General features: G+C 44.0%; 13 protein-coding genes. All 13 read right to left on the bottom strand.

Annotation, left to right across the window (positions count from 1 at the left end; all coding sequences use genetic code 11):
• Nucleotides 1-69: 69 nt before the first annotated feature.
• The gene (asnS, locus tag M1D94_RS10210; RefSeq protein WP_038430016.1) at nt 70-1,362 is read right to left on the bottom strand and encodes an asparagine--tRNA ligase; all 1,293 of its coding nucleotides are present in this window, start codon (nt 1,360-1,362) and stop codon (nt 70-72) included.
• 143 nt (nt 1,363-1,505) lie between these two features.
• Nucleotides 1,506-2,687: an aspartate transaminase AspB gene (gene aspB, locus M1D94_RS10205; protein ID WP_041849963.1), complete on the bottom strand. Its 1,182-nt coding sequence runs from the start codon at nt 2,685-2,687 to the stop codon at nt 1,506-1,508.
• A 22-nt stretch (nt 2,688-2,709) separates the two neighbouring features.
• Nucleotides 2,710-3,195, bottom strand: a complete 486-nt coding sequence (gene tseB / locus M1D94_RS10200) for a cell wall elongation/penicillin-binding protein regulator TseB (protein WP_014477164.1) — start codon at nt 3,193-3,195, stop codon at nt 2,710-2,712.
• Between the two features lie 8 nt (nt 3,196-3,203).
• Entirely contained in the window at nt 3,204-3,374 is a 171-nt protein-coding gene (locus tag M1D94_RS10195) for a YpmA family protein (RefSeq protein ID WP_003225588.1), read from the bottom strand.
• A 142-nt stretch (nt 3,375-3,516) separates the two neighbouring features.
• Entirely contained in the window at nt 3,517-6,312 is a 2,796-nt protein-coding gene (gene dinG, locus M1D94_RS10190) for an ATP-dependent DNA helicase DinG (RefSeq protein WP_064671077.1), read from the bottom strand.
• Between the two features lie 125 nt (nt 6,313-6,437).
• Nucleotides 6,438-6,821 (bottom strand): aspartate 1-decarboxylase, encoded by a 384-nt coding sequence (gene panD / locus M1D94_RS10185; RefSeq protein WP_003225586.1) that lies wholly within the window; start codon nt 6,819-6,821, stop codon nt 6,438-6,440.
• Between the two features lies 1 nt (nt 6,822).
• Nucleotides 6,823-7,683, bottom strand: a complete 861-nt coding sequence (gene panC, locus M1D94_RS10180; RefSeq protein ID WP_024571841.1) for a pantoate--beta-alanine ligase — start codon at nt 7,681-7,683, stop codon at nt 6,823-6,825.
• Nucleotide 7,684: 1 nt separating this feature from the next.
• On the bottom strand, nt 7,685-8,518 hold the full coding sequence (gene panB / locus M1D94_RS10175) for a 3-methyl-2-oxobutanoate hydroxymethyltransferase (protein ID WP_064671076.1): 834 nt from the start codon (nt 8,516-8,518) through the stop codon (nt 7,685-7,687).
• A 245-nt stretch (nt 8,519-8,763) separates the two neighbouring features.
• Complete coding sequence (locus M1D94_RS10170) at nt 8,764-9,741, bottom strand: bifunctional biotin--[acetyl-CoA-carboxylase] synthetase/biotin operon repressor (protein ID WP_003230650.1); 978 nt, start codon at nt 9,739-9,741, stop codon at nt 8,764-8,766.
• Nucleotides 9,726-10,919 carry a CCA tRNA nucleotidyltransferase gene (locus M1D94_RS10165; RefSeq protein ID WP_038828590.1) on the bottom strand — a complete coding sequence of 398 codons (1,194 nt, stop codon included), beginning with the start codon at nt 10,917-10,919 and terminating at the stop codon, nt 9,726-9,728. The genes M1D94_RS10170 and M1D94_RS10165 overlap by 16 nt, the downstream gene beginning before the upstream one ends.
• Nucleotides 10,920-10,923: 4 nt before the next feature.
• Nucleotides 10,924-12,057 carry an N-acetyl-alpha-D-glucosaminyl L-malate synthase BshA gene (bshA, locus tag M1D94_RS10160; protein WP_021481533.1) on the bottom strand — a complete coding sequence of 378 codons (1,134 nt, stop codon included), beginning with the start codon at nt 12,055-12,057 and terminating at the stop codon, nt 10,924-10,926.
• Nucleotides 12,054-12,764, bottom strand: a complete 711-nt coding sequence (bshB1, locus tag M1D94_RS10155) for a bacillithiol biosynthesis deacetylase BshB1 (RefSeq protein WP_015383958.1) — start codon at nt 12,762-12,764, stop codon at nt 12,054-12,056. The genes bshA and bshB1 overlap by 4 nt, the downstream gene beginning before the upstream one ends.
• Nucleotides 12,757-13,170, bottom strand: a complete 414-nt coding sequence (gene mgsA / locus M1D94_RS10150) for a methylglyoxal synthase (RefSeq protein WP_032726032.1) — start codon at nt 13,168-13,170, stop codon at nt 12,757-12,759. The genes bshB1 and mgsA overlap by 8 nt, the downstream gene beginning before the upstream one ends.
• Between the last annotated feature and the right edge of the window lie 9 nt (nt 13,171-13,179).

Genomic DNA, 13,179 nt, shown 5'->3' with positions numbered 1-13,179 from the left:
ATTGTGATTGCCCCTTTACTGTAAAAAGTCTCCCTTGCAGGAGACTCTTTTTTGTTTCATTTGAATGTATTACGGATACAGACGGTTTAACAGTCTTGGGAACGGAATCGTTTCACGAACGTGAGGCGCTCCGCTGATCCAAGCTACTGTCCGCTCTAATCCAAGGCCGAAGCCGGAATGAGGAACTGATCCATATTTTCTAAGTTCAGCATACCATTTATATGCGTCAGAATCCAGTCCATGTTCTTTAAGACGGGATTCCAAAAGTTCCATATCGTGAATCCGTTCAGACCCGCCGATGATTTCTCCATAGCCTTCCGGCGCAATCAAGTCAGCGCAAAGCACAACGTCCTCACGGTCAGAAGCCGGCTGCATATAGAACGGTTTTAAGGACGTCGGATAGCGAGTGATGAATACCGGTTTGTCATAATGTTCAGCAATCGCTGTTTCATGAGGCGCTCCGAAATCATCTCCCCACTCGATATCGTTAAAGCCTTTTTCTTTCAGAAATTCAATCGCTTCATCATACGTGATTCTTGGGAACGGGGCTTTGATTTGCTCAAGTTTTGACGTGTCTCTTCCCAATGTGTTTAATTCAATTTTACAATTCTTAAGAACTGATTGTACGATGAAAGAAACGTAATTTTCCTGTACTTGAAGGTTTTCTTCAAATTCTACAAACGCCATTTCCGGTTCGATCATCCAGAATTCGATTAAGTGACGCTTTGTTTTAGACTTTTCCGCTCTGAATGTCGGTCCGAAAGAGAATACTTTTCCTAAAGCCATTGCCGCAGCTTCCATGTAGAGCTGGCCGCTTTGAGACAGATACGCATCTTCATCAAAGTACTTTGTCGCAAAGAGTTCTGTTGTACCTTCAGGTGCGCTTCCAGTCAAAATCGGCGGATCCACTTTTACGAAGCCTTCGTTATTAAAGAATTCGTAAGTCGCGCGAATGATTTCATTACGGATTTTCATGATCGCATGCTGGCGCTTTGAACGCAGCCATAAATGTCTGTGATCCATCAAAAATTCCGTTCCGTGTTCTTTTGGTGTAATTGGATAATCGGTCGCTTCGTGAATGACTTCAATATCTGTCACAGCAAGTTCATATCCAAGCGGAGAACGCTCGTCCTCTTTGACAATCCCTTTTATATAGAGCGACGTTTCCTGCGTCACTGATTTAGCTGTTTGGAAAATGCTTTCTTCCACTTCCGCTTTTACTACGACACCCTGAATAAAACCGGTACCGTCCCGAAGCTGTAAAAACGCAATTTTCCCGCTTGAACGCTTATTAGCGACCCAAGCTCCGATCGTTACTTCCTCACCTACGTGCTTGTACACTTGGTTGATTGTTGTTTTCAACATATTTCCCTCCAAAACAAGAAAGACATTCGGAAGCTCATTGCCCCGCGAACTCTTTTATCATCACTTTATTATACCCGCTCTTAACTAACCGGGTCAATGCAGATAAAAAGCGGCTTTTCTGTCAGCCGCTTTTTGATCTGTTAGCTATGTTTTTCTACAAAACGCTTGATTCTTTCAATGGCTTTTTCAAGAAGATCTAACGATGTTGCATAAGAAAGACGGACATTCTCAGGAGAGCCAAATCCGGATCCTGGAACAATCGCAACTTTTTCCTCCTCGAGAAGCGCTTTAACAAATTCATCTACATCTTTGAAACCGCAAGAGTGAGCTGCCTCTTTTGCATTTGGGAACAAGTAAAAAGCACCTTCCGGCTTCACACAGCTGAACCCTGGGATTTCTATGAGCTTTGCATAGATCGTATTTAATCTATGTTCAAATGCTTCTCTCATTTCTTCCAATGGCTCAGAAGGCCCGTTATAAGCAGCAATCGCTCCGTATTGTGCGATTGATGTCGGGTTTGACGTGCTGTGGCTTGCAAGGTTCGTCATCGCTTTAATAATGTCTTCAGAGCCTGCCGCATAACCGATTCTCCAGCCTGTCATGCTGTGGGACTTCGATACGCCGTTTATAATGACCGTTTGCTCTTTCAGTCTGTCTGACAGCTGTGCAATGGAAACATGTTTCTTTCCGCCGTATGTAAGTTTTTCATAAATTTCATCTGACACAATCAAGATATCATGTTCAAGGCACACTTCACCGAGCGCAGATAGTTCTTCTTCCGTATACATGACACCAGTCGGGTTGCTTGGAGAGTTAATAACGATTGCTTTTGTTTTTTCCGTAATTGCATTTTTCAGCTGCTCAGGCGAAATTTTGAAGTGATTTTCCTCAAGCCCTTCTACATAAACAGGCTTTCCGCCAGCGAGTTTCACCTGCTCCGGGTAGCTTACCCAGTAAGGCGTTGGAATAATAACTTCATCTTCTTCATCCAAAATCACTTGGAAAAGGGTATACAGAGCATGTTTGGCACCAGTGCAGACAATAATTTGAGACGGTTTGTATTCAATATTCTGGTCGCGTTTAAATTTCTCTGCAATGCTGTTTTTCAGTTCAGCCAAACCACCGGAAGGCGTGTATTTCGTATGGCCCTCGTTCATCGAACGCACAGCGGCATCAATAATATGCTGCGGTGTATTGAAGTCAGGTTCGCCTGCTCCTAAGCCGATGACATCATGGCCTGCGGCTTTCAGTTCTTTCGCTTTCGCTGTGATTGCCAGTGTGGTTGATGGTGTTAATGCGGATACTCTTTTTGCCAGTTTCAACTTGAACTCCCCCTAATTCGTCTTAAGGCGTGATATTTTTGAGAATCTTTCCAGTTGTAAAGTCCACATAACTTAAACTGTATTGCCCTTCTTTGTCTAAGTACGTCACTTCCCAAAGCAGGACGTTTCCTTCTCTTGCCAGATGAACCTCTTTTTGCTTTGAAACCAGCCCTTCATCCTTTATGATTTTCGCCGCTTTGTCTTCAGAGATTCCCTCTTTCGCTTCTTTTGAGAGAATTTTTGCTTTTTTATCAGCAGGAACCCAGACATATAATGCAGTGCCTTTTTTATCCGTTCCCTTTACAACATAATATTTTTCTTTTCCGACAAATGTTTCGACTTGATCAACATTGGCGAGATCGGTTTCTTTTTTAGCTTCAGCAGCTGCTGCTTCGTGCCCCTCTTCCTTTTGTGCCATGGCTGATTTATAAATGCTTGCCGAGACAAGAAGTACTGCTAAAAAAATAATACCAAAAATGACGGTAAATATTAATGCTTTTTTTCTCATCTTCTCACCTACGTACGATAAATGGTAAAAACGGCTTGGTTTTTGTTTTCTTCATCCAGCGCAAGGCCGAACATCAGATTGTCTCTTTTCAATGTACGATTCAATGTGTCCACAATTTTATACAGATCATCAGAATGCTCTACATTAATTGTTGAAAGAATTTCGATTTTACTTTCCATTTTTTCATCCTCCAGTTTGAACAAATATTGTTAGTCATACTCCATTTCAGGACACGCCATACTAGTATCACAGAGCGGGAAATCCGCTTTTAAATAAAACACCATCCTACTCCCACACCGCAAAAGCCGCTTTATGCGGCTTTTATTCTTTTTCCCCTGCAACATAAGCTTCAAGCTCGCTGTCAGTCATTTCGGATACTGAGGTTGTCGGCAAGGCATCAAGAAACAGCCGGCCGTAACCAGCGGTTTTAATCCGTCTGTCCAATATCATAATCGTTCCCTTGTCTCCCGCAGAACGCAGCAAGCGTCCGATTCCTTGCCTGAAGGTCAGCACAGCTTCCGGTAATGACACTGTTTGAAACGGATTCTTTCCTTTTTTGCGGGCAAACTCACATTTTGCAGCATGAAGCGGGTGATCAGGGGACCGAAATGGGAGCCTCACGATCATTACTGTTGTCAGCTCATCACCAGGGAAATCAACGCCTTCCCAAAAATGATTTGTTCCGAGCAGGATCGCCTGATTGGATGTTTTAAAAGTCTTCATCAGTTTGCCGGGACTTCCGCCTGTAATCCCTTGTGCCAAGAGCTGAATGCCGGAAGCACTCATGTTATGCTTGAGCTCCTGGTGAACCTTTTTCAACATATCATGGGATGTAAACAGCACAAGAATTTTAGGCTGTTTTTCCTTTGCCATCAGTTCGATATAACGGGCTGTATCCTGTATAAATTCAGGTTGCCCTGTATCCTGAATTGATTTCATTTCCTTTGGAATCATCACCTGCATACGCTCATCGTAAGAAAAGGGTGATTCAATTCTCATTGTCCGCGGGAAAAAGTCACTCAGTCCCAGTCGTTCAATCATAAATTGAAAAGAACCTTCGACTGTAAGGGTTGCAGATGTCAGCACCACACTATTTTTGCGCGCGAAAAACTGATCAGCCAGAAGTTCACCAGGTTCAAGAGGCTGTGCGTAAATGGCCACTGCATTTTTCGCACCCTTTGCATCTATTTCAATCCAAACCGCTTCATCGTCATCAGAGCCAAAGAAGAGCTTCTGCAACGTCTGACAATAATGCTGCAAGCCTTTCATGCTTCTTTGGTATTCATCGGCTAAAAAGACGGTTTTGCTCTTCATACCCTTCAAATGTTTTTCCATCAGGGATGACTGCGCCTCAAAAAGCTGCTGCAAATGTGTCAGCATGGAACAAAGCCTCTCCGCACCATCTGTTAAGATCGACCAGCTTTTATCCTGGCTTTCTTTGTTCACCTTAAACACTAGACGGTTTAAGTCTTCTTTAGGTTTTCTTCGTTTGACAAAAGAATGTACAGAGCTGAAGAAAGCATCACTTTCTGCTTGAACGTGCTGAAGCCACTCTTCCAATTCGAAAAATGAATCAACCGGCAGGCTATTTCGCTGGAATAGCTGTCTCATCTTTTTTAGAAGTCCCTGCTCCTTCAGAGTGCCGATTCTGCTCAATTTCGTATGCAATTCTATGTACGTGGCTCTTTTCCCTAAATGTTCGCTTGCCGCACGTTCAAAATGGTGTGCTTCATCAATAATAAATGTGCCGCTTTCGGGAAGCCTTTTTTTCTGACTGCCTTCATCGGTCAGCAAAAGAGAATGATTGGTGATCACCAAATCAGAACGCATAGCAACCTGTTTGGCCCGCTCGTAAAAACCGATCACATGCTCACTGCGACTTCTTTTATAGGAGTCATCGTCATAAGCCAATCTGTCCCACAGCAATTTTCCGCCTGAAGGCAAATTCAGTTCCGCTACATCTCCTGTATTTGTCTCTGTCAGCCAAACGAGAAGCTGTGCCTTTGTCAGTACGGCATCATAATTATCATCTTCTTCATGAAGCACCTGCTCAAATTTATACAGGCATAAATAATGCGATTGCCCTTTTAAAATCGCCGCTGTTACCGGAAATGGAAACAGATCTTGGACAATCGGCAAATCCTTTGTGAGAATCTGCTGCTGTAAAAGCGTCGAATACGTGCTGATTATGACCGGCTTTTTTGATTTCTTGGCAAAAAGCGCAGCCGGAATAAGATAGCCAATCGTTTTTCCGATTCCCGGAGGAGCTTCAATCAGCGCATGCTCACGATTGGCAAACGCATCAGCCACCTCTCTCATCATCATCATTTGGCCGTCTCTTTTTTCATACCCAGGCATTAACTCTGACAGCGCTTTTTCATTTCCCGCTTCCCAGCTTTCGATCTCAAATGAGAAGTTCTCGTCCTCATTTATACGAACATCGATAGCTTCAGGTTCTCTGACAGAAAACGAAGAAAAGCGCGTATAGCCCGGTATCTCGGTATGTCTGTTTTCATTAATGAACATATCCAACAAATGCGTCAGATCACTGATGAAATGCTGCGAAAGCCTTCTTAACTGCTTTAATGTCGGATAAGGAAGCTGCCGCAGCTTTTCAAGGATTTCCAAAAAAATAAGCCCTGTCACTTCAGCATCGCTGTCAGCCCGGTGCGGCTGATCATGCCGCAGCTGAAGCTCCTCGCTTAATTCCGTCAGCTTATACCCTTCAAATCCCGGAAAAACAATACGTGAGAGCTCGACAGTATCAAGCACTTCACAATCTGGGAGCTGAAAGCCCGCCTTATGTAGCTCATACTTGACAAATCCAAGGTCAAAATGGATATTGTGTGCGACAAAATAAGCGCCGTCAAGCAATTGGAATACTTCTTCAGCAACTGCTTCAAATGGCTGTTCATTCTCGACCATTTGATTAGAGATTCCAGTAAGCTGCTCAATAAAAGCAGGGATTGATTTATTTGGATTAATGTATTTTGAAAACCGCTCAGTAATTTGTCCATTTTCGATTACAACCGCTGCGATTTGTATGATTTTATCGCCTTTCTTCGGCGAATTCCCTGTTGTCTCTACATCTATAACAACGAACCGTTGCTTATTCATTAAAATGGACACCTCAATTCTTGCATACGACAAAAGTGTAACACGTTTTGTACGGAAATGGAGCGGCAAAACCGTTTTACTCTCAAAATCTTAAAAGAAAACCCCCGATAAAGGGGGCTTTTCTTCTACAAAATTGTACGGGCTGGTTCGTTCCCCAGCATTTGTTCAATTTTGTTTTGATCATTCAGAACAGCCACTTTCGGCTCGTGGCTTGCCGCTTCTTGATCAGACATCATTTTGTAGGAAATAATAATGACCTTATCTCCTTCCTGCACAAGGCGTGCGGCTGCACCGTTTAAGCATATGACGCCGCTTCCCCGTTTACCAGGAATAATATACGTTTCAAGACGTGCTCCATTATTATTATTCACAATTTGTACTTTTTCATTAGGAAGCATTCCCACAGCATCAATGAGATCTTCATCAATTGTAATGCTTCCCACATAGTTCAGGTTTGCTTCCGTAACAGTTGCCCTGTGAAGCTTGCCGCTCATCATTGTTCGATACATATTATATTCTCTCCATTTCTCGAATATCAATAATGATATTATCTATTAAACGCGCTTTTGAAAAAGCAACTGCAACAGCGAGAATCATCTTTCCAGCAATTTCATTCACAGGCTCGAGTTCCGGATAGGAATAAAGCTCTACATAGTCTATGGTTCCGCTAGTCGTTTCAATGATTTCTTTTGCAGCTTTTATCACCGCTTCAGGATCTCTTTCACCGGCTTGGATCAGCTCCGCACTTGTTTGAAGGGCCCGATACAGCTTAGGCGCTTCTTTTCTTTCCTCAGCTGTTAAGTATACATTGCGAGAGCTTTTAGCTAAGCCGTCTTCCTCTCTGACCGTATCGACAGGAACCAATTCAATATCCATGAAGAAGTCACTGATTAACCCATCAACAACAGCTACCTGCTGCGCATCCTTTAAACCGAAATAGGCACGAGTCGGCTTGACTAGGTTGAAAAGCTTCGTCAGTACGATCGCGACCCCGTCAAAATGTCCTTCTCTTGAGCGCCCGCATAACACGTCTGTGCGTCTTTCTACATGAATCGTGACATTCTTTTCACCGGGATACATATCATGAGCATCTGGCGTAAAAAGAATATCAACTCCGGCGTTTTCTGCAAGAGCTGCATCCCGCTCAATATCGCGCGGATATGCTTCAAAATCTTCATTAGGGCCGAATTGTGCAGGATTCACAAAAATACTCATAATAACGGCGTCGTTTTCTTGTCTTGCTTTGTCTGCTAAGGTTAGATGGCCCTCATGCAGAAACCCCATCGTCGGGACAAATCCGATTGACTTGCCCTCTGAATGATATTGTTTTATGGCTTCTTTCAACTGTGAAATATCAGTAATCTGTCTCATCTTATTTTCCCCCGTACAAGCCGTCCAGCACTGTCTGGTTCATTTGAAAGGAATGCTTTTGTTCAGGGAAAGCACGATGTCTTACATCCTGAACATATCCGCTGATTGCTGTTTCGATGGTTTTATCAATGCGCGTATATTGCTTTACAAATTTAGGTGTTCTCTCAACACCGTGGCCAATAATATCATGATAAACGAGAACTTGTCCGTCCGCTTTCACACCAGCACCGATTCCAATGACCGGTATGCTTAGCGTCTCGGCAATTTTGGCTGTGAGTTCTGCCGGCACACATTCCAGCACAAGCATCATAGCTCCTGCTTCTTCGCATTTTATACTGTCTTCTATTAATTTTTTGGCGCTTTGTTCGTCTTTGCCCTGTACTTTATAGCCGCCCAGTACGCCGACTGACTGCGGTGTCAAACCTAAGTGACTGACTACTGGAATGCCTCCAAGCGTCAATGCGCGAATGGATTCAAACACGCCTTCTCCGCCCTCAAGCTTCAGTGCGTCAGCTCCGCTTTCCTGAACGATAGCCGCTGCATTTTTCAGCGTATCTTCCTTAGATAGGTGATAAGACATAAACGGCATATCTGTCACAATAAAGGTATTCGGCGCACCCCTTTTAACGGCTTTTGTATGATGAATCATGTCCGCAACTGTCACACCGACAGTTGAATCAAGGCCGAGGACGACCATTCCAAGTGAATCACCGACTAAAATCATGTCAACTCCCGCTTGTTCAGCAAGTTTAGCTGCCGGATAATCATAAGCGGTCAGCATGACAATCGGTTCTTCAGACTCCTTCATTTTTAGAAAATCCAGTTTTGTTTTCATGTTTTCTCCTCCTCATGTTTAGAGGAGATGATCTGCCGTTTTCTTCTGCAAGCCAAAAAACCTTCCGTTACAACGAGAAGGATTCTTCACTTTCTAAAGTTCGGCGAGTTTCATCCCTCTGTCCCAGTCCTTTTTTGGATCAAGGCAGACTGCTGCAATGTCTATCTATTTTAATAATAGGTGCAGTTCGCAGGCGATACTGCCCAATGGAAGTATACCAAAATCAACGGGCTTGTACCAACACATTAGCCCAATTCGATATCGGCAGAATAGATTTTTTTAATGCCTTCGTTCGTTTCTAAAAGCAGAACGCCTTCATCATCTATACCTAACGCCTTCCCGTAAAAGGTTCCGTTTAACGTTCTGGCTCTCATATTAGTGCCAATACCGAGCGCATAGCTTTCCCATAAAAGCTTAATCGGCGTAAATCCGTGCGTCATATAATCCCGGTACCGTTTCTCAAAGCATAGTAAAATATGCTGGATGACGCCGGCCCGATCAATTTTTTCCCCAGCAGCTTGGCTGAGGCTTGTCGCGATGTCCTTCAATTCATCTGGAAAATCATTAGGCTGCTGGTTAACGTTAATGCCGATCCCAATGATCACTGAACGTACGCGGTCTTCTTCAGCCTGCATTTCCGTTAGAATACCGACTGTTTTTTTTCCGTTAATCAAAATATCATTTGGCCATTTAATATCCGTTTGGATGCCTGCTGCCTCTTCTATTCCCTGCACAACAGCTACTGCAGCAAGAAGAGTCAGCTGCGGTGTTTTTTGGAGCGGAATGTCAGGCCGCAAAATCAGGCTCATCCAAACACCGTTTCCTTCTTGAGAATGCCATACCCTAGACATTCGGCCCCTTCCGGCTGTTTGTTTGTCAGCCACCACGAGGGTGCCTTCCGGTGCGTTATTATTCGCGAGCTCATGAGCCGTTTTTTGCGTGCTTGAAAGAACGTCATGGTAAATAAGATGCTGGCCCATCACTTCCGTTTTTAATCCAAAACGAATTTCGCTTTCACTGAGTTTTCCGGGCTTTTTGATGAGCCGATATCCCTTTCTTCTAACGGCTTCTACTTCATAACCCTCTTTCCGAAGCTCTTCAATATGCTTCCACACAGCAGTTCTTGAACAGCCGAGAGCATCACTGATTTTTTGGCCGGAAATAAATTCATTGCCGGCCTGAGAAAATAATTCAATAAGGTCTTTTCTTAATGTTGACCGCATGTCTTCAGCCACTCCTCTATGTGTTTCTTTTGATTGGAGAGCTTCCCTGTCACAACAGCCTGCTCGATCCGCTGTAATTCTTCCGACACCCATTTTCCGGCCGGCTGGTTTCGAAGCGCAAGCAAGTCCTTACCCGTGATATCAAGATCCTTAAGGCTTTTGATCGGCAGGTTTTGATAAGTGTACTGAATGTCCTTCAGTTTCTTTTCATCCAGTTTTTCGTTTTGACGAAGCTGCGATATTTTGGCCGCTGAGAGCAGTGCTTTTTCCCCAGCTCTGTACATTGTCATTGCGTCAAGGCTCTGGCCAAACGTATCGACAATGTGAATGGCTTCCTTGATCACTTTTCCCGGGAGCTTCCAGGCTTTCAGGAAAAGGGGCGCGTCTTTTAAAACTATGCCAAGGTTAATTAAAAGAGCAGCCCAAAGCTCCTCACGGGATGTTAAAGAGAAGAATGGAAACTCACTCGTTGAAATCAGGTTTTCTCGTTTATGATAAAAACCAGGAAGCTCTTCATACAATCTCGTTTGAATGAGCGTTTGAAGCGCCTGGCGAGAAGCTCTTCCCTTCAGCAATTTCTCGAACTCTATAGTTTTTCGTTCGACTGAAACATGGGAGAGGAGTGATTTTTCTTTCGCAATGGCTTCTTCTGTTTCCGGTGAAAGCGTAAAGCCAAGCTGACTCATAAAGCGTACGGCTCTCAGCATACGAAGCGCATCCTCTTGAAATCTATCCTCAGGCTTTCCAACGGTTCGAATCACTTTCTGATCAATATCTTTCTTGCCGCCAAAATAATCAAGCACCTTCCCGTCCGCTGTCATGGCCATCGCATTGATCGTTAAATCTCTTCGTTTTAGATCCTCTTCTAATGATGAGATAAATTGCACTTCTGACGGTCTTCTGAAATCAACATAATCAGATTCAGTCCGGAATGTCGTGACTTCATAGGTTTCATCCTCCCAGAGCACAATAATGGTCCCGTGCTCTTTGCCTACATCAACAGTTCGTTGAAACAGCCGTTCTACTTGATCAGGTGCCGCATCTGTCGCGATATCGACATCTCCGATCGTTCGTTTCATATAGCTGTCACGAACTGCGCCCCCGACAAAATAAGCCTGATGGCCCGCTTCGATTAAGATGCGGAGCACGGGAAGTGCTTTGATAAAAACTTTTTCCATGTGATCACTCCGGTTCTGCTAAATCGCCATAAATCTGTTCATACTGGCTGACAATTTTTTGGGAAGAAAATTCATTTTCAAGCATCTCTATTGCCGCCTTTGTAAAACGATTGCTTAGCTGTTCATCTTCTAAAATGCTCATCGCGCGGGCTGTTGCAGCCGCAACATCACCGACATCCACCAAAAATCCGCTCACATTGTTTTTAATAACCTCAGGGATACCGCCAATGTTTGTTCCGATACAAGGCACTCCGCAAGCCATCGCTTCAAGCAGGACAAGACCGAAGCTTTCTTTTTCAGATAGCAGCAGCTTCAAATCGCTAATAGAATAAAGCTCTTCAACACGGTCTTGATTTCCAAGCATTAAGACTTGGTCTTCCAAGCCATATTTTCTGATAAGCTCGCAGGCTGTCGATTTCTCCGGACCGTCTCCGACTAAAAGCAGCTTCGCTTTCGTTTTGCCAGCGATATTGCGGAACACACGGATGACATCCTGCACGCGTTTAACTTTTCTGAAGTTGGACACATGGATGACGACTTTTTCATCTGGTAAAATTCCATGTTTCTCTTTAATTGCCGCTGTGTTTTTCTTCAGATACACACGCTCGTCTATAAAGTTATAAATCGTTTCAATTTTTTTCTCCGGTTTAATTAAATCGTATGTTTCAGCCGCAAGCGCTGAGGAGACGGCAGTCACCCTGTCTGATGACTCAATGGCAAAACGGATCAGATCTTTTAGAGACGGATCATAACCTAACACCGTGATATCCGTGCCATGCAAAGTGGTAACAATGCCGATATTGCGTTTCAGCATTTGTTTTGCAAGATAGGCGCAAACGGCATGCGGGAGAGCATAGTGAGCATGGATAATGTCTAAATTCTCCCGTTCCGCCACCTCTGCGATTTTGCTTGCCAATGTCAAATCATACGGAGGATACTTAAAAACAGCATATTGATTAACCTCAACTTCATGAAAATGAATATTGGGATGATATGTATTCAGTCTAAACGGAATGCTTGATGTGATGAAATGGATTTCATGTCCCTTTTCAGCAAGCTGCTTCCCCAGTTCTGTCGCAATGATACCTGAGCCTCCAACGCTCGGATAGCATGTGATTCCTATTTTTAGTTTTCTCATTGTTCGCCCCCAAGCACATCATGATCAAGCATCAGCATCCGTTTGGAAAAGAAACCTTCGGCATACTCCACGCCCGCTTCTTTACCGTAAAGCTTTTCTCTCGCTTCAACGATTTCAATATACCCATTCGTCAGAGGAGTAGAAACGGAATCCTTTGACGGGATAAACTGGCTTTTGTAGGCGTTGAGGCTTTGTTTCTTTGCCTCTATTGTATCCGAGATATCAATAACAAAATCCGGCTGATGAAAACCATTTATCATATAATAGTAAACCTTGCTGACTTTATGCGCCGGAAGGCTTTTTTCGTCTTTATATTTATGGATTCCGGCGGAAAAGATCGCTTCTTCCACCAGTGCAGCCGCATTGCCGTGATCCGGATGGCGATCCTTTTTATACGGCATAAAAACCGCTTTTGGCCGACAGGTTCTGATGACAGTGACAATCGACCGAATTGCCTGATCACTCATTATTAGGCCGCGGTCTGGAAGCGTTAGCTGAATTCTTTTATCTGCGCCTAATATGCGGGCTGCTTCAGCTGCTTCTTCTTTACGCAAACTGACCGTACCGTTAGAAGAGAGTTCCGCTTCTGTCAAATCGCATATCATTACTTTTTTTTCCTGTTTGACAAACTTCGCTATTGTGCCGCCCATTCCGATCTCGACATCATCACTGTGGGCGCCAAAAGCAAGAACGTCAGCATTATACATTCGGCTCTTCTCCCCGAAGAAGGTCACGGAATTCGAAAACACCTTCATCAAGTGTGCGGACGAGAATTTCCGCAGTACCCATATTTGTGGCGAGCGGAATGGAATACACATCACATAACCGGATTAATGCCGAGACATCCGGTTCATGCGGCTGCGCGGTCAGCGGGTCGCGCAAAAAAATGACAAGATCGAGTGCATTGGCAGCGATCAGTGCACCGATTTGCTGGTCTCCCCCTAAAGGGCCGGATTGAAAACGTTCAATTTTAAGACCTGTCGCCTCTTGAATTTTCAACCCTGTGGTTCCGGTTGCGTATAGATCATGATTCTTTAAAATATCCCGATAGGCAGTCGTAAATTGAACCATATCCTGTTTTTTCTTGTCATGCGCGATCAAAGCAATTTTCATTGTTTATCC

This window comes from Bacillus sp. JZ109, assembly GCF_053903135.1.
Note: the sequence above shows the minus strand (reverse complement) of the source record. Positions and strands in the feature narration are given on the sequence as shown.